Source organism: Virgisporangium aliadipatigenens, assembly GCF_016863615.1.
Classification (GTDB): Bacteria; Actinomycetota; Actinomycetes; order Mycobacteriales; family Micromonosporaceae; genus Virgisporangium; species Virgisporangium aliadipatigenens.
Map to the genome: position 1 here is coordinate 262,230 of NZ_BOPF01000004.1, position 17,241 is coordinate 279,470.

Consider the following 17,241-nt stretch of genomic DNA (forward strand, 5'->3'; position numbering starts at 1 on the left):
ACCGCGGGGGTCGGTCATCGGGAGTAAAACCCCTGGTGGCAGGCCTGCGAAGCAGGAGAAAGACCTGAAGGCAGCGCCGGACATCGTCCGGTTCCGGGCCCTTCGGGCGCAGCACGGAGCGATCCGGGCGCGCGCCGCAGGGGGTGTGCGGGGGAACGGTCCCCCGCAGGGAGGAAGACCATGGCGGGACAGAAGATCCGCATCCGGCTCAAGGCGTACGACCACGAGGTCGTTGACTCCTCGGCCCGGAAGATCGTCGAGACGGTCACGCGGACCGGGGCGCAGGTCGCCGGACCGGTGCCGCTGCCCACGGAGATCAACCGGTACTGCGTCATCCGGTCGCCGCACAAGTACAAGGACTCGCGCGAGCACTTCGAGATGCGCACGCACAAGCGTCTGATCGACATCATCGACCCCACGCCGAAGACCGTCGACTCGCTGATGCGGCTCGACCTTCCGGCCGGCGTCGACATCGAGATCAAGCTGTAAGGACCTGACTGACATGGACAGGCAAGTTAAGGGCATCCTGGGCGCCAAGCTCGGCATGACCCAGGTCTGGGACAACAACAAGGTCGTCCCGGTCACTGTGGTGCAGGCCGGCCCGTGCGTCGTGACCCAGGTGCGCGACGCGGAGAAGGACGGCTACTCGGCCATTCAGCTCGCGTTCGGCGCCATCGACCCGCGCAAGGTCAACAAGCCGCAGAGCGGGCACTTCGCCAAGGCCGACGTCGCCCCCCGGCGGCACATCGTCGAGCTGCGCACGACCGACGCGTCCGAGTACGAGTTGGGTGCCGAGGTGACGGTCGAGGAGTTCGCTCCCGGCACCGTGATCGACGTGACCGGCCGCACCAAGGGCAAGGGCTTCGCCGGTGTCATGAAGCGCCACGGCTTCGGCGGTCTGCGGGCCAGCCACGGTGTCGAGCGCAAGCACCGTTCGCCCGGTTCGATCGGCGCCTGCGCCACGCCGGGTCGCGTGTTCAAGGGCCTGCGCATGGCCGGCCGCATGGGTGGCGTCCGCTACACCGTGCAGAACGTGCGCGTGCAGGCGATCGACACCGAGAACAACCTGATTCTGGTCCGCGGCGCGATCCCGGGCCCGAAGGGCGCGCTCGTGCTGGTGCGCACCGCCGCCAAGACGAAGGTCGGGAAGGGCGGTGTCGCCAAGTGAGCACCACCGTTGAGGTCAAGGGCAACGACGGCGTCGCGACCGCTTCCGTGGAGCTGCCGGCCGAGGTGTTCGACACCCAGGCCAGCATCCCGCTGCTGCACCAGGTCGTCGTGGCCCAGCAGGCCGCTGCCCGCCAGGGCACGCACAAGACGAAGACCCGGGGCGAGGTCGCCGGCGGCGGCAAGAAGCCCTACAAGCAGAAGGGCACCGGTCGGGCCCGTCAGGGTTCGATCCGCGCGCCGCAGTTCACCGGTGGTGGCGTCGTGCACGGCCCGGTGCCGCGCGACTACACCCAGCGGGTCAACAAGAAGATGAAGGTCGCCGCCCTGCGCGGGGCCCTCTCGGACCGCGCCCGCGCCGGTGTGCTGCACGTGATCGAGTCGTTCGTCGACGGTGAGACGCCGCGTACCAAGGACGCGCTCGCCGCCCTGAACGCCGTCACCGAGGCCAAGAAGGTGCTGGTCGTGCTGGCCGCCGAGGACGAGGTCAACTGGATCTCGCTGCGGAACCTGCCGCACGTGCACCTGCTCGAGGCCGGGCAGCTCAACACGTACGACGTGCTCTACGCCGACGCCGTCGTCTTCACGTCGGCCGCGCTGGACGAGTTCCTCGGCACACCGCTGGCCCGCACGGAGATCGAGCGGCCGGCGAAGGCCGACGAGGACGAGCCCAAGGCCGACAAGAAGAGCCCGAAGGGCAAGGGCGTGACCAAGGCCAAGCCGGCCGAGGACGACAGCGCCGACGAAGCCGACGCTGACAGTGAAGGGAAGGCCGAGTAATGGCTACCGTCGCTGATCCGCGCGACGTCATCATCGCGCCGGTGGTCTCGGAGAAGAGCTACGCCGAGCTCAACCGCAACTGGTACACGTTCCTGGTCCACCCGGACGCCAACAAGACGCAGATCAAGATCGCGATCCAGCAGATCTTCGACGTGACTGTGCTGACCGTCAACACGCTCAACCGCGAGGGCAAGCGCAAGCGCACCCGCAGCGGCTGGGGCAAGCGCAAGGACACCAAGCGCGCGATGGTCAAGCTTGCCGACGGGGACCGGATCGAGGCCTTCGGCGGACCGGTCAGCTGAGGGGTTGAGACATGCCTATCCGTAAGTACAAGCCGACCTCGCCGGGCCGTCGTGGCTCGAGCGTGGCGGACTTCGCCGAGGTCACCCGGTCCACGCCGGAGAAGTCGCTGCTGCGTCCGCTGTCCAGCAAGGGCGGGCGGAACGCGCACGGGCGGGTCACCGCCCGGCACCAGGGTGGTGGCCACAAGCGCCAGTACCGCCTCATCGACTTCAAGCGGGCGGACAAGGACGGCGTGCCGGCCAAGGTCGCGCACATCGAGTACGACCCCAACCGCACGGCCCGGATCGCGCTGCTGCACTTCGCCGACGGCGAGAAGCGCTACATCATCGCGCCGAAGGACCTGAAGCAGGGCGACCGTGTCGAGGCCGGGGTCGGCGCCGACATCAAGCCCGGCAACAACCTGCCGCTGCGCAACATCCCGGTCGGTACCACCGTGCACGCGGTGGAACTGCGCCCGGGCGGCGGCGCCAAGCTGGCCCGCTCGGCCGGCGTCGGCATCCAGCTCCTCGGCCGTGAGGGCGCCTACGCGACGCTGCGGATGCCCTCGGGCGAAATCCGCCGCGTGGACGTGCGCTGCCGCGCGACCGTTGGCGAGATCGGCAACGCCGACCAGTCCAACATCAACTGGGGCAAGGCCGGCCGCATGCGCTGGAAGGGCAAGCGCCCGACCGTCCGTGGTGTCGCCATGAACCCGGTCGACCACCCGCACGGTGGTGGTGAGGGCAAGACCTCCGGTGGTCGCCACCCGGTCAACCCGAAGGGCAAGCCGGAGGGCCGCACCCGGCGTAAGGGCCTCCCGAGCGACAAGCTGATCGTCCGCCGCCGGTACGCGAGCCGTAAGCGCGGCTAGGGGAGACAGAGATGCCACGCAGCCTGAAGAAGGGCCCGTTCATCGACGACCACCTGCTCAAGAAGGTGGAAGCGGCGAACGCCAAGAACTCCAAGAACGTCATCAAGACCTGGTCGCGGCGCTCCACGATCATCCCCGAGATGATCGGCCACACCATCGCGGTGCACGACGGACGCAAGCACGTCCCGGTGTTCGTCAGTGAGGCGATGGTCGGGCACAAGCTCGGCGAGTTCGCTCTGACCCGCACGTTCAAGGGTCACGAGAAGGACGACCGGAAGAGCCGCCGCCGCTAGGGCGCGGGAACAGTCACGGATTATTGAGGGGAACAGCGATGCCAACGAAGGGCGACGCTCCGGTGCTTCCGGGCGCCCGGGCGATTGCGCGGCACGTGCGCATCTCGCCGATGAAGGCCCGCCGTGTGATCAACCTCGTCCGCGGCCTGCCCGCGAAGGAGGCGCTCACGGTGCTCCAGTTCGCGCCGCAGGCCGCCAGCGAGCCGATCTACAAGGTGCTCGCCAGCGCCATCGCCAACGCCGAGAACAACGAGCGGCTGGACCCCGACTCGCTGCTGGTGGCCGAGGCGTACGTCGACGAGGGCCCGACCATGAAGCGGTTCCGGCCGCGCGCCCAGGGGCGTGCCTACCGGATCCGTAAGCGGACCTGCCACATCACGATCGTGGTCGAGAGCGTCCCGACGGCCGGCGGCCGTCGCGGTGCCGCGGCGCGGCCGGGTGCCGCCACCCGCGGCCGGGCCGCCGACGTCACCGCGGCTCCGGCCAAGAAGGCCGCGAAGCCGGCGGAGGTCGAGGAGTCGGCAGAGGTCGAGGAGACCCCCGCCGAGGAGTCGAGCGCGAAGGCCTCGACCAAGAAGGCCAAGGCCGACGAGGCTGACAAGGCCGAGGAGGAGACCGAGTAATGGGTCAGAAAGTCCACCCGCACGGGTTCCGGCTCGGCGTCAGCACCGAATGGCGTTCCACCTGGTACGCCGACAAGCTCTACAAGGACTACATCGCCGAGGACGTCAAGATCCGTCGGATGATGTCGACCGGCCTGGAGCGCGCCGGCATCGCCAAGGTCGACATCGAGCGGACCCGCGACCGGGTGAAGGTCGACATCCACACCGCGCGGCCGGGCATCGTCATCGGCCGCAAGGGCGCCGAGGCCGACAAGATCCGGGCGAACCTCGAGAAGCTCACCGGCAAGCAGGTGCAGCTGAACATCCACGAGGTGAAGAGCCCCGAGTCGGACGCGCAGCTCGTCGCGCAGGGCGTCGCCGAGCAGCTCTCCAGCCGGGTCAGTTTCCGGCGGGCGATGCGCAAGGCCATGCAGTCGGCGATGAAGAACCCGCTCGTGCGCGGTATCCGGGTGCAGGTCTCCGGCCGTCTCGGCGGCGCGGAGATGAGCCGCACGGAGTTCTACCGCGAGGGGCGCGTGCCGCTGCACACGCTGCGCGCCAACATCGAGTACGGCTTCTTCGAGGGCCGCACGACCTTCGGCCGGATCGGCGTGAAGGTCTGGATCTACAAGGGTGACGCCGTGCCGGGCCGCGAGGCCCCGCAGGAGCAGGCCCCGCGTGGTCGTCGCGACCGCGGTGACCGGCCCGAGCGGCCGCGTCGCACCCGTTCCGGTTCGTCCGGAACGACCGCGGGCGGCACCGAGGCCGGGCGCGCCGCTGCGGCGGCCGCCACCGGTGAGTCGGTGGACGCGACCGCGGTCGAGGCCGCGCCGGCTCCGGCAGAGACAGCTCAGGAGGGCTGATCAATGTTGATGCCACGCAAGCCCCCGAAGGGGTTCCGTAAGCCGCACCACCCGACCCGTCGGGGCGCGGCCAAGGGCGGCACGAAGGTCACCTTCGGCGACTACGGGATCCAGGCGGTCGAGTCGGGCTACCTGACCAACCGTCAGATCGAGTCGGCGCGTATCGCGATGAACCGCCACATCAAGCGTGGTGGAAAGGTCTACATCCCGGTCTTCCCGGACCGGGCGCTGACCAAGAAGCCGGCGGAAACCCGCATGGGTTCCGGTAAGGGCTCCCCGGAGTGGTGGATCTACAACGTGAAGCCGGGCCGGATCCTGTTCGAGATGTCGTTCGCCAATGAGGCGATCGCGCGTGAGGCGATGCGCCGTGCGATCCACAAGCTCCCGATGAAGTGCCGCATCGTCAAGCGCGAAGTGGGTGACGTCTGATGGCCCAGGGGATCGCGGCCTCCGAGCTGCGTGAACAGTCCGACGAGGAGCTGGTCAACCGGCTCCGGGAGTCCAAGGCGGAGCTGTTCAACCTGCGCGTCCAGGCGGCCACCGGTCAGCTCGACAACCACGGTCGGCTGAAGGTGATCCGCAAGGACATCGCCCGGATCTACACGATCATGCGCGAGCGCGAGCTGGGTCTGTCCACCGCGCCCGACGAGGAAGTGCCTGCTGAGGTGACCAAGTGAGCGAAGAGACCACCGAGACCGAGGTCCGCGGGCGGCGCAAGGTCCGTGAGGGCATCGTCGTCAGCGACAAGATGCAGAAGACCGTTGTGGTCGAGGTCGAGGACCGGGTCAAGCACCCGCTCTACGGCAAGGTCATGCGGCGCACCAGCAAGCTGAAGGCGCACGACGAAAAAGAGTGCGGCATCGGCGACCGCGTGCTGTTGATGGAGACCCGCCCGCTGTCGGCCACCAAGCGCTGGCGTGTGGTGGAGATCCTCGAGCGCGCCAAGTAGCACATCCGTTCCGCCAGGCTCGGGCTCGGCCTGAGAACCGGCAGACATACAGGAGACACACGTGATTCAGCAGGAGTCGCGGCTGCGGGTGGCCGACAACACGGGTGCACGAGAGATCTTGTGCATCCGGGTGCTCGGTGGCTCGGGCCGGCGCTACGCGAGCATCGGCGACGTCATCGTGGCAACGGTGAAGGACGCGATCCCGGGAGCCGGGGTCAAGAAGGGCGACGTCGTCAAGGCGGTCGTCGTTCGCACCGCCAAGGAGCGGCGCCGGCCCGACGGGTCGTACATCCGCTTCGACGAGAACGCCGCCGTGATCATCAAGGACGGTGGCGACCCCCGCGGGACCCGCATCTTCGGGCCGGTGGGCCGCGAGCTGCGCGACAAGCGGTTCATGAAGATCATCTCGCTCGCGCCGGAGGTGCTGTAACCGTGAAGGTCAAGAAGGGCGACACGGTTCTCGTCATCGCCGGCAAGGACAAGGGCGCTCGGGGCAAGGTCATTCAGGCCTTCCCGCGCGAGGACAAGGTCCTGGTCGAGGGCGTGAACCGGGTCAAGAAGCACACCCGCATCCGCACCACTCAGCGGGGCGCCAAGACCGGCGGCATCGTCACGCAGGAAGCCCCGATCCACGTCTCGAACGTGATGGTCGTGGACTCCGACGGCAAGCCGACCCGCGTGGGCTCGCGGATCGAGGACGACGGCCAGAAGGTGCGCATCTCGAAGCGTTCCGGTAAGGACCTGTGATGACGACGAGCACGACTGAGAAGATCACCCCGCGGCTCAAGACCAAGTACCAGGAAGAACTGGTCGCGAAGCTGCGTGAGCAGTTCGGCTACGGCAACCCGATGCAGGTGCCGCGGCTCGTGAAGATCGTCGTCAACATGGGTGTCGGTGAGGCCGCGCGCGACGCGAAGCTGATCGACGGCGCCGTGAAGGACCTGACCACGATCACCGGGCAGAAGCCGCAGGTGCGCCGGGCCACCAAGTCCATCGCCCAGTTCAAGCTGCGCGAGGGGATGCCGATCGGCGCCAAGGTCACGCTGCGCGGCGACCGGATGTGGGAGTTCCTCGACCGGCTGCTGTCGATCGCGCTGCCCCGTATCCGCGACTTCCGCGGTCTCGACGGACGCAAGCTCGACGGCAACGGCAACTACACGTTCGGGCTCACCGAGCAGTCGGTGTTCCACGAGATCGACCAGGACCGGATCGACCGGCCGCGCGGCATGGACATCACGCTGGTGACCACGGCCCCGACCGACGACGAGGGCCGAGCGCTGCTCAAGCTCCTCGGCTTCCCGTTCAAGGAGAACTGAGATGGCTAAGAAGGCGCTGATCCTCAAGGCAGCGGCGAAGCCGAAGTTCGCGGTGCGGGCCTACACCCGTTGCCAGCGCTGCGGGCGGCCGAAGGCGGTGTACCGGAAGTTCGGTCTGTGCCGCGTCTGCATCCGCGAGATGGCGCACCGGGGCGAGCTGCCCGGCGTGTCGAAGGCTTCCTGGTAATTCTCTTCGCCTCAGGCCGCCGGCGACGGCGGAACCGGGGCGGGAAAGAAGGCTGACATCCCATGACCATGACCGATCCGATCGCAGACATGTTGACCCGTCTGCGTAACGCCAACCAGGCGTACCACGACAAGGTGACGATGCCCTACTCGAAGATCAAGGCGAACATCGCCGAGGTCCTCAAGTCCGAGGGTTACGTCTCGTCGTGGGAAATGAAGGAGCCCGAGGAGGGCGCGGTCGGCAAGAGCCTGATCGTCGAACTCAAGTACGGCCAGAACCGCGAGCGCAGCCTCGCCGGCATCCGTCGCGTGTCGAAGCCCGGTCTCCGGGTGTACGCGAAGGCGCCGGAGCTGCCGCGCGTGCTCGGCGGCCTGGGCGTCGCCATCATCTCGACGTCCCAGGGGTTGCTGACCGACCGGCAGGCCCGCAAGCGTGGGGTGGGCGGGGAAGTCCTCGCCTACGTCTGGTAGGAGGCGCTCCCAATGTCACGAATCGGACGTAAGCCGGTCGCGGTCCCGAACGGCGTCGACATCAAGATCGACGGCACGACGGTGACCGTCAAGGGCCCCAAGGGCGAACTCAGCCACACCGTGGCCGACCCGATCACGGTCGAGAAGGGCGAGGACGGCCAGCTGGTCATCGCGCGCCCGGACGACGAGCGCCGCTCCAAGGAACTGCACGGGCTGTCCCGCACGCTGATCGCCAACATGGTGACCGGTGTGACCGAGGGCTACCGCAAGAGCCTGGAGATCGCCGGCACCGGTTACCGCGTCACGGCCAAGGGCAGCGACCTCGAGTTCGCACTCGGGTTCTCGCACCCGGTCGTCGTGCGGCCGCCGGCCGGCATCACCTTCACGGTGGAGCGCCCGACGCTCTTCCACGTGGCCGGCATCGACAAGCAGCTGGTCGGCGAGGTCGCCGCGAACATCCGCAAGATCCGTCCGCCGGAGCCGTACAAGGGCAAGGGCGTGAAGTACGTCGGCGAGGTCATCCGGCGTAAGGCTGGAAAGGCTGGCAAGAAGTGACCGCGACTCTCCTCAAGCGCCGCAACGGCGGCGGGACCGCTGCCGCGCGCCGCGTCGGACGGGCGCGCCGGCACTTCCGGATCCGCAAGAACCTGCGCGGCACCGCCGAGCGTCCCCGCCTGGTGGTCACCCGCAGCCTGCGGCACATCACCGCCCAGGTGGTCGACGACCTCAAGGGCCACACCCTCGCGTCGGCGTCCTCGCTGGACACCTCGATCCGGGGCGGCGACGGCGACAAGAGCGCGACCGCCCGCAAGGTCGGCGCGCTGCTCGCCGAGCGGGCCCAGGCGGCCGGCATCTCGGCCGTCGTGTTCGACCGCGGTGGGAACCGTTACGCCGGGCGCATCGCCGCTCTGGCCGACGCGGCCCGCGAAGCCGGACTCAAGTTCTAAGGAGGAATGCTCAATGCCTGGTCCTCAGCGCAGGGGCGGCGGGTCCGGTGGGAACACCGAAGGTGGCGGCGGTGGTCGGCGCGAGAACCGTCGTGACGGCGGCCGGGGCAACTCGCCGCAGGAGAAGAGCCCGCATCTCGAGCGGGTAGTGGCGATCAACCGCGTCGCCAAGGTCGTCAAGGGCGGCCGCCGCTTCAGCTTCACCGCGCTGGTCGTGGTGGGCGACGGCGACGGCACCGTCGGCGTCGGCTACGGAAAGGCCAAGGAGGTGCCCGCGGCGATCGCCAAGGGCGTCGAGGAGGCCAAGAAGCACTTCTTCAAGGTGCCGCGGATCGGCGCGACGATTCCGCACCCGATCACGGGTGAGGACGCCGCCGGCGTGGTGCTGCTGAAGCCGGCGAGCGCCGGTACCGGTGTTATCGCCGGTGGCCCGGTGCGCGCCGTGCTGGAGTGCGCCGGCATCCACGACGTGCTGTCGAAGAGCCTCGGCTCCTCGAACGCCATCAACATCGTGCACGCCACCGTCGCGGCCCTGAAGGGGCTCGAGTCGCCGGAGGCCGTTGCCGCGCGCCGTGGCCTGCCGGTCGAGGACGTGGCGCCGGCCGCGATGCTGGCGGCCCGTGCCGGGGCGGGTGCGTGACGTCATGGCCCGTCTGAAGGTGACCCAGGTCCGGTCCGCCATCGGTAGGAAGCAGAACCAGCGCGACACGCTGCGGACGCTCGGCCTGAAGCGGATCAACGACGCCGTGGTCAAGGAGGACCGTCCCGAGATCCGCGGGATGATCCAGACCGTGACCCACCTCGTGCGCGTCGAGGAGGTGGAGTAGATGGTTATCAAACTGCATCACTTGCGGCCCGCTCCCGGAGCCAAGACCGCCAAGACCCGCGTGGGTCGCGGTGAGGGTTCCAAGGGCAAGACCGCAGGTCGCGGTACGAAGGGCACCGGGGCGCGGAAGAACACGCCCGCGTGGTTCGAGGGTGGCAGCATCCCGATCCACATGCAGCTGCCCAAGATGAAAGGTTTCCGCAACCGGAACAAGGTCGTGTTACAGGTCGTCAACCTGGACCGCCTCGCCGAGCTCTTCCCGCAGGGCGGCTCGGTCGGGCCGGCCGAGCTGGTCGAGGCCGGCGCCGTGCGCAAGAACCAGCAGGTCAAGGTGCTCGGCACCGGTGACCTCGGGGGCGTCAAGCTCAACGTGACGGCACACGCGTTCAGCGAGTCCGCCAAGGAGAAGATCGCCGCGGCCGGTGGCTCGACCACCGTTTTCGGCGCCGGGGAAGCGGCCTAGTCAGTTGTCGGAGTGGCGTCTGTCGTATCTCATGAGGCGGCAGGCGCCACACGGCTACTTGGACCAACCAGCTCCCTGTTAGAGTCCGTTCGCAGTCTGTTTTCAACTCACGTCCCGTTCGGGATGACCGAGCGGTGACAACCCCCGCCACCTCTCGGCGGCCGCGTCGCGCAGGAGGATGAAGTTGCTCTCCGCCTTTCTCAGTGCGTTCAAGACGCCTGACCTGCGCAAGAAGCTGCTGTTCACGTTAGCGATGATCGCCGTCTACCGGGTGGGTGCGACCCTCCCGAGCCCCGGCGTCTCCTACGGAAACGTGCAGACCTGCATCGACCGCCTCCAGGGTGAGGATCAGGACGGCGTATTCACGCTGCTCAACCTCTTCTCCGGTGGCGCGCTCCTGCAGCTGTCGGTCTTCGCGCTGGGCATCATGCCCTACATCACCGCCAGCATCATTCTTCAGCTCCTCACCGTGGTGATCCCGCGGCTCGAGCAGCTGAAGAAGGAGGGCCAGGCCGGTCAGGCGAAGATCACGCAGTACACGCGCTACCTGACTCTCGGGCTGGCCGTGCTCCAGGCTTCGGCGTTCGTCGCGCTGGCCCGCTCCGGGCAGCTCTTCAACAACCAGTGCAACGACACCCCGATCATCCCCGAGGACACCGGGCTCAACATCTGGCTCACGGTCGGCGTGATCGTGGTCGCGATGACGGCCGGTACCGGCGTGGTCATGTGGCTCGGTGAGATGATCACCGACCGCGGTGTCGGCAACGGCATGTCCGTCCTGATCTTCTCCTCGATCGCGGCCCGCCTGCCGTACGAGGGCTTCCAGATCTGGCAGAAGAGCAAGACCACCTTCACCGTCGCGATCGGCGTGGGCGTTCTCGTCATCACGGCCGTGGTCTTCATCGAGCAGGCGCAGCGCCGGGTCCCGGTGCAGTACGCGAAGCGCATGATCGGCCGCCGCATGTACGGCGGGACGTCGACCTACATCCCCCTGAAGGTCAACCAGGCCGGTGTCATCCCGGTCATCTTCGCCTCGTCGTTGATGTACCTGCCGCAGTTGGCGACCCAGCTCGCCGGCGACAGCAGCACCAACCCGGTGGTCACCTGGATCAACCGGTACCTGGTGCCGCAGGACAACTGGGTGCACATCGCGACGTACTTCCTGATGATCGTCTTCTTCACGTACTTCTACGTCTCGATCACCTTCAACCCCACAGAGGTGGCCGACAACATGCGGAAGTACGGCGGCTTTGTCCACGGGATCCGTCCGGGCAAGCCGACTGCCGAGTACCTGGACTTCATCCTGAGCCGGATCACCCTTCCCGGCGCGCTGTACCTCGGCATCATCTCGATCCTGCCCAACCTGTTCATCGGCCTGATGGGTGGCAACCAGGCGTTGCAGAACTTCCCCTTCGGTGGCACCGCGGTGCTCATCATGGTGGGTGTGGGCCTGGAAACGGTGAAGCAGATCGAGAGTCAACTGATGCAGCGAAACTACGAAGGGTTCCTGCGCAAGTGATCGCAGCTCTCCCACGCGCCCATGCGGTCGCCCCGTTCGCGGGAACGGCCGCATGAGGCTCGTTCTGGTGGGTCCGCCAGGGGCGGGCAAGGGTACCCAGGCCGAGTTCATCGCGGCGCACCTCGCCGTGCCGAAGATCTCGACGGGTGACATCTTCCGCGCCAACGTGGCCCAGGGCACTCCGCTCGGCGTAGAGGCCAAGCGGTACATGGACGCGGGGCAGCTCGTGCCGGACGAGGTGACCATCAACATGGTCGCCGACCGGCTGTCCGAGCCCGACGCGGCCGACGGCTTCCTGCTCGACGGCTTCCCGCGCACGGTGCCGCAGGCCATCGCGCTCGACAAGATGCTGATCGAGCTCGGTTCCGGCCTCGACGTCGTCATGGAACTCGTCGTCGAGAACGAAGAGGTGATCCGGCGGCTCTCCGGCCGGCGCACCTGCCGGGGCTGCGGCAAGATCTGGCACGTCGAGTTCGACGCCACGAAGAGCGAAGGCATCTGCGACCGTTGCGGCGCCGACCTGTTCCAGCGCGACGACGACAAGCCGGAGACCATCGCCGAACGCCTCAAGGTCTACTCGCGGGACACCGCCCCGCTGGTGGACTACTACGGCGCGCGCGGCGTCCTGGTCGGGATCGACGCCACCGGGCCGGTGGAGGACATCACGGTGCGGGCGATCGACGCCCTGCGCTCGTACGGCGGCTGAACGTGGCTCGGCACGACCTGGAGATCGAGTACAAGTCACCCGAGCAGATCCGGCTGATGCGGGCCGCCGGGCTGGTCGTCGCGCGGGCGCTCGCGGCCATGCGGGAAGCCGTCGCACCCGGAGTCAGCACGGGCGACCTGGACGCGATCGCGGCGCGGGTGATCGAGGAGGCGGGGGCCGTGCCCTCGTTCCTGGGGTACCACGGCTATCCGGCGACGATCTGCGCCTCGGTCAACGACCAGGTGGTGCACGGCATCCCGAGCGCCGGTCAGGTACTCAAGGACGGCGACCTCATCTCGATCGACTGCGGCGCGGTGCTGAACGGCTGGCACGGCGACGCGGCGATCACGGTGCCGGTGGGCTCCGCGTTCGACGACGGGCGGCTGCGCCGGTTGACCACGGCCGCCGAGGACGCGCTGTGGGCCGGCATCGCGGCGGCGGCGCGCGGCGTGCGTTCCGGGCGCGGGCGGTTGGGCGATGTGTCGTTCGCGATCGAGACGGCGATCCGGGGCGCCGGCCGCTACGGCATCGTGCGCGGGTACGGCGGCCACGGGATCGGCACGGAGATGCATCAGGACCCGTTCGTGCTCAACCACGGGCGTCCGGGCTCGGGTGTGCCACTCGTGCCGGGGCTGTGCATCGCGATCGAGCCGATGCTGACGCTGGGCAAGCCGAAGACCGCCGAGCTGGACGACGGCTGGACGGTGGTGACCGTGGACGGTTCCACGGCGGTGCACGTCGAGCACTCGGTGGCGCTGATGCAGGACGGCGTCTGGGTGCTGACCGCCGAGGACGGTGGGCGCAGCCGCCTGGGCGAGCTGATCACCGCCGAGGCCGAGGTCGCGCCGCCGGCCTGAATCTTCGACGGGTGTGCGTGTGCCGCCTGGGCATCTGCTGCATGACCGCCGAGGCCGAGGTCGCCCCGCCGGCCTGAGGCTGGGCCGACCCGCACCGAATCGGGCCGCGATCAAGGTGTCGTGAGCACCGGTGGGGCACGTGTGGCGCGGCTACCCTTGAGGGACGGCGTACTCGGGGAGGCCCGTAGGTGGGTCACCGGGCGCGCACGGCGACGGCGATGGGCCACAATGGGGCTCCACACGTGGACTCGAAGGTAGGTCAGGCGCATGAACGGGTTCCGGGCGTGAGCTCCCGACGCGACCAGTTGCGGGCCGCCGACGTGGATCGCAAGTACGTGGCGGACCTTCTCAAGCGCGCACTGGACGAGGGCCGGCTGGACCTGGGGGAGTACGACGAGCGGCTCCAGCAGACGTACGCCGCCCGCACCTACGGCGACCTCGACAAGCTGCTGACGGATCTGCCCAAGCCGCCGCGCAACGCGCACCTGATGCCGTCCACGGCGTCCACCCCGCTGCCGCGCTCCGGATTCGCCAGTTCGTCGGAGAGCAAGCCCGCCAACGACTGGAACTGGCTGCGACACGCCTGGCGGGCCTGGTTCATCGCGGTCGGCATCAATGTCGTGATCTGGCTGATCGTCTCCGTGACCACGATGGACTTCATCTACCCGTGGCCGCTGTGGGTCGCCGGCCCGTGGGGCGTGGTGCTGTTGGGGCTCACGCTCTTCGGCAATCAGACGAAGCCCTCGGCGGATTAGGCCCCGGTTTGGTGCTGCGCTGGTTGCGCGCGTAGACTCGTCTATCGGCGCACAGCGTCCACTCTGTCATGCCCGTCCTGCGCTTCGCGGCTGGCAGAGCCGCGGCTGGCGCGGGTGGCCCTCTACCACCCGTGACGGGCCTGTGAGCCAGCCGAAACGATCAGACGTCAGGTAGCGGAGGATATGCCCAAAAAAGACGGAGCCATCGAGATGGAGGGCCGGGTCATCGAGCCGCTCCCGAACGCTATGTTCCGGGTCGAACTCGCCAATGGCCACAAGGTTCTGGCTCACATCAGCGGCAAGATGCGGCAGCACTACATCCGCATCCTGCCCGAGGACCGGGTCGTGGTGGAGCTTTCCCCGTACGACCTCACCCGCGGGCGGATCGTCTACCGCTACAAGTGACCGTTTGATCGCCACTGGCGGTCCTGGTCAATTTCACGGTCGTGGTGCGCGGTTCACGTGTGCCCCGACGCAACGGGAAAGTAAGGCATAGCCGTGAAGGTCAAGCCGAGCGTCAAGAAGATCTGCAACAAGTGCCGGGTCATCCGGCGGCACGGCCGGGTCATGATCATCTGCACTGACCCGCGTCACAAGCAGCGCCAGGGCTGAGCAGTAGCTAGTTAGCACCAGCGCGACACAGTTTTCCTACAAGCCCGTCCAGCCGCGGGCGTACTTCTGCGGCAACCCTCGGTCGGAGGCCGGGGCCTGGATCATGGATCCGGGACGGACGGGCACAGACCTCCGTGCACCACGACAGGAGTACGCCAGCTAATGGCACGTCTGGTCGGCGTCGACCTTCCCCGCGACAAGCGGATGGAGATCGCGCTCACGTACATCTTCGGGGTCGGGCGTACCCGTTCCCTCGAGGCACTCGCCGCTACCGGCATCAGCCCGGACAAGCGCGCCAAGGATCTGACCGACGAGGAACTCGTCGCGCTGCGGGACTACATCGAGGCCAACTTCAAGGTCGAGGGTGACCTGCGCCGCGAGATCCAGGCCGACATCCGTCGCAAGGTCGAGATCGGCTGCTACGCCGGCATCCGGCACCGCCGCGGTCTTCCCGTGCGCGGTCAGCGCACCCGCACCAACGCGCGCACCCGCAAGGGCCCGAAGCGCACCGTGGCCGGCAAGAAGAAGCCGGGCAAGAAGTAGCAGCCAGCCCGGGCCCACGGGTCCGGTTAGAGGACAGCAGTTTTAGGAGCGCATCAACTTATGCCACCGAAGGCTCGTACCGGTGCGGCGGCCGCGAAGAAGGTCCGCCGCAAGGAGCGCAAGAACGTCTCCCACGGGCAGGCGCACATCAAGAGCACGTTCAACAACACGATTGTGTCGATCACGGACCCGACCGGTGCGGTGATCTCCTGGGCGTCCGCCGGTCAGGTGGGCTTCAAGGGGTCGCGCAAGTCGACGCCGTTCGCCGCGCAGCTCGCCGCCGAGGCGGCTGCCCGCCGAGCGATGGAGCACGGGATGCGCAAGGTCGACGTGTTCGTCAAGGGGCCCGGCTCCGGCCGGGAGACCGCGATCCGTTCGCTCACGGCCGTCGGCCTCGAGGTCGGACAGATCAGTGACGTCACGCCGCAGCCGCACAACGGCTGCCGTCCGCCCAAGCGCCGCCGCGTCTGATAAGGATCGATAGAGAACATGGCACGTTACACAGGCGCTGACTGCCGTCGCTGCCGGCGCGAGAAGATGAAGCTGTTCCTCAAGGGCAGCAAGTGCGACGGGCCGAAGTGCCCGTTCGAGTCGCGTCCCTTCCCGCCCGGCCAGCACGGCCGCGGTCGTCCGAAGGAGACCGAGTACCTGCTGCAGCTGCGCGAGAAGCAGAAGGCCCGCCGGATCTACGGCATCCTCGAGCGCCAGTTCCACGGGTACTACGAGGAGGCCGTGCGCAAGCAGGGCAAGACCGGTGAGGTCCTCCTCCAGATCCTGGAGTCCCGGCTCGACAACGTGGTGTTCCGCGCGGGCTACGCGCCCTCGCGTGACTCCGCCCGTCAGCTGGTGCGCCACGGCCACTTCCTGGTCAACGGCAAGAAGGTCGACATCCCCTCGTACCGGGTGCGCGAGCACGACGTGATCGAGGTGCGGGAGAAGTCGAAGGAGCTGACGCCGTTCATCGTGGCGCAGGGGCTCGCCGGCAGCCGGACCGTTCCGGCGTGGCTGGAGGCGATCCCGAACCAGCTGAAGGTCCTGGTGCACTCGCTGCCCGCGCGGCAGACGATCGACACCCAGGTGCAGGAACAGCTGATCGTCGAGCTCTACTCGAAGTAAAGGTTTGTTGGTTGGGCGTCATATAGCGGGCGCCCCTTCCAAAGGAGAAAGTAAGTGCTCATTTCCCAGCGGCCGACTCTCACCGAGGAGTCGCTGTCCGAGAACCGTTCCAAGTTCACCATCGAACCGCTGGAGCCCGGTTTCGGCTACACGCTCGGCAACTCGCTGCGCCGGACCCTGCTGTCGTCCATCCCGGGCGCGGCGGTGACCAGCATCAAGATCGACGGCGTGCTGCACGAGTTCACCACGATCCCCGGGGTCAAGGAGGACGTGGTCGAGCTGGTCATGAACATCAAGGAGCTGACCGTCAGCTCCGAGCACGACGAGCCGGTCTCCCTGTACCTGCGCAAGCAGGGCCCGGGCGACGTGACCGCGGGCGACATCCAGCCCCCGGCCGGCGCGACCGTGCACAACCCCGACCTCAAGCTCGCCACCCTCAACGGCAAGGGCCGGCTGGACATGGAGCTGACCGTCGAGCGTGGCCGCGGCTACGTGACGGCGGCGCAGAACAAGCAGGCGGGTCAGGAGATCGGGCGCATCCCGATCGACTCGATCTACTCGCCGGTGCTCAAGGTGACGTACCGGGTGGAGGCCACCCGTGTCGAGCAGCGCACCGACTTCGACCGCCTGATCATCGACGTCGAGACCAAGGCGTCGATCACCCCCCGCACCGCGCTCGCGTCGGCCGGTTCCACGCTGGTCGAGCTCTTCGGCCTGTGCCGGGAGCTGGACGAGACCGCCGAGGGCATCGACATCGGCCCGTCGCCGCAGGACGCGCAGCTCGCTGCCGACCTGGCGCTGCCGATCGAGGAGCTGGACCTGACCGTCCGTTCCTACAACTGCCTCAAGCGCGAGGGCATCAACTCGGTCGGGGAGTTGATCAGCCGTACCGAAGCGGACCTGCTCGATATAAGGAATTTCGGTCAGAAGAGCATCGACGAGGTCAAGATGAAGCTCGCGGGCATGGGCCTCGGGCTGAAGGACTCGGCCCCGACGTTCGACCCGGCGCACGTCGTCGACTCGTTCGCGGACGTGGACTACGACGCCGACGATTTCCGCGAGACCGAGCAGCTCTAACCACAGCAGCGTCGGGACAGTAGTAGAACCAAGGAGCCGA

The 17,241-nt window shown here is 68.0% G+C and carries 29 protein-coding genes and 2 pseudogenes; all 31 read left to right on the plus strand.

Annotated elements, in window-relative coordinates; genetic code table 11:
- The first annotated feature begins 180 nt into the window (after window positions 1-180).
- The 31 genes and pseudogenes from rpsJ to Val02_RS07930 all read left to right on the plus strand — a co-directional run bounded on the left by rpsJ (window position 181) and on the right by Val02_RS07930 (window position 17,201).
- On the plus strand, window positions 181-489 hold the full coding sequence (gene rpsJ / locus Val02_RS07780; RefSeq protein ID WP_018347762.1) for a 30S ribosomal protein S10: 309 nt from the start codon (window positions 181-183) through the stop codon (window positions 487-489).
- Between the two features lie 13 nt (window positions 490-502).
- Window positions 503-1,168, plus strand: a complete 666-nt coding sequence (gene rplC / locus Val02_RS07785; protein WP_203898227.1) for a 50S ribosomal protein L3 — start codon at window positions 503-505, stop codon at window positions 1,166-1,168.
- Window positions 1,165-1,803, plus strand: a pseudogene (rplD, locus tag Val02_RS07790) (50S ribosomal protein L4); the annotation flags it as partial. The gene rplC and the pseudogene rplD, both read left to right, overlap by 4 nt.
- 143 nt (window positions 1,804-1,946) lie before the next feature.
- Window positions 1,947-2,249, plus strand: coding sequence for a 50S ribosomal protein L23 (rplW, locus tag Val02_RS07795; protein WP_203898229.1), 303 nt, complete (start codon window positions 1,947-1,949; stop codon window positions 2,247-2,249).
- An 11-nt stretch (window positions 2,250-2,260) separates the two neighbouring features.
- Entirely contained in the window at window positions 2,261-3,100 is an 840-nt protein-coding gene (gene rplB, locus Val02_RS07800) for a 50S ribosomal protein L2 (protein WP_203898230.1), read from the plus strand.
- 11 nt (window positions 3,101-3,111) lie between these two features.
- Window positions 3,112-3,393, plus strand: coding sequence for a 30S ribosomal protein S19 (gene rpsS / locus Val02_RS07805; protein WP_203898231.1), 282 nt, complete (start codon window positions 3,112-3,114; stop codon window positions 3,391-3,393).
- A gap of 38 nt (window positions 3,394-3,431) precedes the next feature.
- A pseudogene (rplV, locus tag Val02_RS07810) lies at window positions 3,432-3,795 on the plus strand (50S ribosomal protein L22); the annotation flags it as partial.
- Window positions 3,796-4,015: 220 nt separating this feature from the next.
- Entirely contained in the window at window positions 4,016-4,858 is an 843-nt protein-coding gene (gene rpsC, locus Val02_RS07815; RefSeq protein ID WP_203898233.1) for a 30S ribosomal protein S3, read from the plus strand.
- A gap of 3 nt (window positions 4,859-4,861) precedes the next feature.
- Window positions 4,862-5,287: a 50S ribosomal protein L16 gene (rplP, locus tag Val02_RS07820; protein ID WP_203898234.1), complete on the plus strand. Its 426-nt coding sequence runs from the start codon at window positions 4,862-4,864 to the stop codon at window positions 5,285-5,287.
- Window positions 5,287-5,535 (plus strand): 50S ribosomal protein L29, encoded by a 249-nt coding sequence (rpmC, locus tag Val02_RS07825; RefSeq protein ID WP_203898235.1) that lies wholly within the window; start codon window positions 5,287-5,289, stop codon window positions 5,533-5,535. The genes rplP and rpmC overlap by 1 nt, the downstream gene beginning before the upstream one ends.
- Entirely contained in the window at window positions 5,532-5,807 is a 276-nt protein-coding gene (gene rpsQ / locus Val02_RS07830; RefSeq protein ID WP_203898236.1) for a 30S ribosomal protein S17, read from the plus strand. Before rpmC ends, rpsQ begins: the two co-directional genes overlap by 4 nt.
- Window positions 5,808-5,868: 61 nt before the next feature.
- A complete protein-coding gene (rplN, locus tag Val02_RS07835; RefSeq protein ID WP_007465279.1) occupies window positions 5,869-6,237 on the plus strand; it encodes a 50S ribosomal protein L14 in 369 nt (122 codons plus the stop codon).
- 2 nt (window positions 6,238-6,239) lie between these two features.
- The gene (rplX, locus tag Val02_RS07840) at window positions 6,240-6,554 is read left to right on the plus strand and encodes a 50S ribosomal protein L24 (protein ID WP_203898237.1); all 315 of its coding nucleotides are present in this window, start codon (window positions 6,240-6,242) and stop codon (window positions 6,552-6,554) included.
- Complete coding sequence (gene rplE, locus Val02_RS07845) at window positions 6,554-7,123, plus strand: 50S ribosomal protein L5 (protein WP_203898238.1); 570 nt, start codon at window positions 6,554-6,556, stop codon at window positions 7,121-7,123. Before rplX ends, rplE begins: the two co-directional genes overlap by 1 nt.
- 1 nt (window position 7,124) lies before the next feature.
- Entirely contained in the window at window positions 7,125-7,310 is a 186-nt protein-coding gene (locus tag Val02_RS07850; RefSeq protein WP_033342853.1) for a type Z 30S ribosomal protein S14, read from the plus strand.
- Between the two features lie 62 nt (window positions 7,311-7,372).
- The gene (gene rpsH / locus Val02_RS07855) at window positions 7,373-7,780 is read left to right on the plus strand and encodes a 30S ribosomal protein S8 (protein WP_203898239.1); all 408 of its coding nucleotides are present in this window, start codon (window positions 7,373-7,375) and stop codon (window positions 7,778-7,780) included.
- Window positions 7,781-7,792: 12 nt separating this feature from the next.
- Window positions 7,793-8,335: a 50S ribosomal protein L6 gene (rplF, locus tag Val02_RS07860; RefSeq protein WP_203898240.1), complete on the plus strand. Its 543-nt coding sequence runs from the start codon at window positions 7,793-7,795 to the stop codon at window positions 8,333-8,335.
- On the plus strand, window positions 8,332-8,727 hold the full coding sequence (gene rplR / locus Val02_RS07865; protein WP_203898241.1) for a 50S ribosomal protein L18: 396 nt from the start codon (window positions 8,332-8,334) through the stop codon (window positions 8,725-8,727). The genes rplF and rplR overlap by 4 nt, the downstream gene beginning before the upstream one ends.
- A 13-nt stretch (window positions 8,728-8,740) precedes the next feature.
- Window positions 8,741-9,367, plus strand: a complete 627-nt coding sequence (gene rpsE / locus Val02_RS07870) for a 30S ribosomal protein S5 (RefSeq protein ID WP_203898242.1) — start codon at window positions 8,741-8,743, stop codon at window positions 9,365-9,367.
- A gap of 4 nt (window positions 9,368-9,371) precedes the next feature.
- Window positions 9,372-9,554, plus strand: coding sequence for a 50S ribosomal protein L30 (gene rpmD / locus Val02_RS07875; RefSeq protein ID WP_203898243.1), 183 nt, complete (start codon window positions 9,372-9,374; stop codon window positions 9,552-9,554).
- Entirely contained in the window at window positions 9,555-10,016 is a 462-nt protein-coding gene (gene rplO / locus Val02_RS07880; RefSeq protein WP_203898244.1) for a 50S ribosomal protein L15, read from the plus strand.
- 253 nt (window positions 10,017-10,269) lie between these two features.
- Window positions 10,270-11,535, plus strand: a complete 1,266-nt coding sequence (gene secY, locus Val02_RS07885) for a preprotein translocase subunit SecY (RefSeq protein ID WP_373317871.1) — start codon at window positions 10,270-10,272, stop codon at window positions 11,533-11,535.
- Between the two features lie 52 nt (window positions 11,536-11,587).
- Entirely contained in the window at window positions 11,588-12,241 is a 654-nt protein-coding gene (locus tag Val02_RS07890) for an adenylate kinase (RefSeq protein ID WP_203898245.1), read from the plus strand.
- A gap of 2 nt (window positions 12,242-12,243) precedes the next feature.
- Window positions 12,244-13,098 carry a type I methionyl aminopeptidase gene (gene map / locus Val02_RS07895; RefSeq protein ID WP_203898246.1) on the plus strand — a complete coding sequence of 285 codons (855 nt, stop codon included), beginning with the start codon at window positions 12,244-12,246 and terminating at the stop codon, window positions 13,096-13,098.
- Between the two features lie 284 nt (window positions 13,099-13,382).
- On the plus strand, window positions 13,383-13,853 hold the full coding sequence (locus Val02_RS07900; protein WP_239152537.1) for a DUF1707 SHOCT-like domain-containing protein: 471 nt from the start codon (window positions 13,383-13,385) through the stop codon (window positions 13,851-13,853).
- A 183-nt stretch (window positions 13,854-14,036) separates the two neighbouring features.
- Window positions 14,037-14,258, plus strand: coding sequence for a translation initiation factor IF-1 (infA, locus tag Val02_RS07905; protein ID WP_203898247.1), 222 nt, complete (start codon window positions 14,037-14,039; stop codon window positions 14,256-14,258).
- 93 nt (window positions 14,259-14,351) lie between these two features.
- The gene (gene rpmJ, locus Val02_RS07910; RefSeq protein ID WP_203898248.1) at window positions 14,352-14,465 is read left to right on the plus strand and encodes a 50S ribosomal protein L36; all 114 of its coding nucleotides are present in this window, start codon (window positions 14,352-14,354) and stop codon (window positions 14,463-14,465) included.
- A gap of 162 nt (window positions 14,466-14,627) precedes the next feature.
- On the plus strand, window positions 14,628-15,008 hold the full coding sequence (rpsM, locus tag Val02_RS07915; protein ID WP_203898249.1) for a 30S ribosomal protein S13: 381 nt from the start codon (window positions 14,628-14,630) through the stop codon (window positions 15,006-15,008).
- A gap of 60 nt (window positions 15,009-15,068) precedes the next feature.
- Window positions 15,069-15,479, plus strand: a complete 411-nt coding sequence (gene rpsK, locus Val02_RS07920) for a 30S ribosomal protein S11 (protein WP_203898250.1) — start codon at window positions 15,069-15,071, stop codon at window positions 15,477-15,479.
- Between the two features lie 18 nt (window positions 15,480-15,497).
- On the plus strand, window positions 15,498-16,124 hold the full coding sequence (rpsD, locus tag Val02_RS07925) for a 30S ribosomal protein S4 (RefSeq protein WP_203898251.1): 627 nt from the start codon (window positions 15,498-15,500) through the stop codon (window positions 16,122-16,124).
- 54 nt (window positions 16,125-16,178) lie between these two features.
- On the plus strand, window positions 16,179-17,201 hold the full coding sequence (locus tag Val02_RS07930; protein ID WP_203898252.1) for a DNA-directed RNA polymerase subunit alpha: 1,023 nt from the start codon (window positions 16,179-16,181) through the stop codon (window positions 17,199-17,201).
- Window positions 17,202-17,241: the final 40 nt, after the last annotated feature.

What these genes read in the sequence shown, in the direction of transcription:
- rplF (WP_203898240.1), top strand. Translation starts at nt 7,793, where the DNA reads ATGTCACGAATCGGACGTAAGCCGGTCGCGGTCCCGAACGGCGTCGAC.
- rplO (WP_203898244.1), top strand. Translation starts at nt 9,555, where the DNA reads ATGGTTATCAAACTGCATCACTTGCGGCCCGCTCCCGGAGCCAAGACC.
- rplE (WP_203898238.1), top strand. Translation starts at nt 6,554, where the DNA reads ATGACGACGAGCACGACTGAGAAGATCACCCCGCGGCTCAAGACCAAG.
- rpsD (WP_203898251.1), top strand. Translation starts at nt 15,498, where the DNA reads ATGGCACGTTACACAGGCGCTGACTGCCGTCGCTGCCGGCGCGAGAAG.
- infA (WP_203898247.1), top strand. Translation starts at nt 14,037, where the DNA reads ATGCCCAAAAAAGACGGAGCCATCGAGATGGAGGGCCGGGTCATCGAG.
- rplP (WP_203898234.1), top strand. Translation starts at nt 4,862, where the DNA reads ATGTTGATGCCACGCAAGCCCCCGAAGGGGTTCCGTAAGCCGCACCAC.
- rpsJ (WP_018347762.1), top strand. Translation starts at nt 181, where the DNA reads ATGGCGGGACAGAAGATCCGCATCCGGCTCAAGGCGTACGACCACGAG.
- rpsE (WP_203898242.1), top strand. Translation starts at nt 8,741, where the DNA reads ATGCCTGGTCCTCAGCGCAGGGGCGGCGGGTCCGGTGGGAACACCGAA.
- Val02_RS07850 (WP_033342853.1), top strand. Translation starts at nt 7,125, where the DNA reads ATGGCTAAGAAGGCGCTGATCCTCAAGGCAGCGGCGAAGCCGAAGTTC.
- rpsH (WP_203898239.1), top strand. Translation starts at nt 7,373, where the DNA reads ATGACCATGACCGATCCGATCGCAGACATGTTGACCCGTCTGCGTAAC.
- rpsC (WP_203898233.1), top strand. Translation starts at nt 4,016, where the DNA reads ATGGGTCAGAAAGTCCACCCGCACGGGTTCCGGCTCGGCGTCAGCACC.
- rpmD (WP_203898243.1), top strand. Translation starts at nt 9,372, where the DNA reads ATGGCCCGTCTGAAGGTGACCCAGGTCCGGTCCGCCATCGGTAGGAAG.
- secY (WP_373317871.1), top strand. Translation starts at nt 10,270, where the DNA reads ATGATCGCCGTCTACCGGGTGGGTGCGACCCTCCCGAGCCCCGGCGTC.
- Val02_RS07890 (WP_203898245.1), top strand. Translation starts at nt 11,588, where the DNA reads ATGAGGCTCGTTCTGGTGGGTCCGCCAGGGGCGGGCAAGGGTACCCAG.
- rplC (WP_203898227.1), top strand. Translation starts at nt 503, where the DNA reads ATGGACAGGCAAGTTAAGGGCATCCTGGGCGCCAAGCTCGGCATGACC.
- rpmC (WP_203898235.1), top strand. Translation starts at nt 5,287, where the DNA reads ATGGCCCAGGGGATCGCGGCCTCCGAGCTGCGTGAACAGTCCGACGAG.
- rpsS (WP_203898231.1), top strand. Translation starts at nt 3,112, where the DNA reads ATGCCACGCAGCCTGAAGAAGGGCCCGTTCATCGACGACCACCTGCTC.
- rpsM (WP_203898249.1), top strand. Translation starts at nt 14,628, where the DNA reads ATGGCACGTCTGGTCGGCGTCGACCTTCCCCGCGACAAGCGGATGGAG.
- rpsK (WP_203898250.1), top strand. Translation starts at nt 15,069, where the DNA reads ATGCCACCGAAGGCTCGTACCGGTGCGGCGGCCGCGAAGAAGGTCCGC.
- rplB (WP_203898230.1), top strand. Translation starts at nt 2,261, where the DNA reads ATGCCTATCCGTAAGTACAAGCCGACCTCGCCGGGCCGTCGTGGCTCG.
- rplW (WP_203898229.1), top strand. Translation starts at nt 1,947, where the DNA reads ATGGCTACCGTCGCTGATCCGCGCGACGTCATCATCGCGCCGGTGGTC.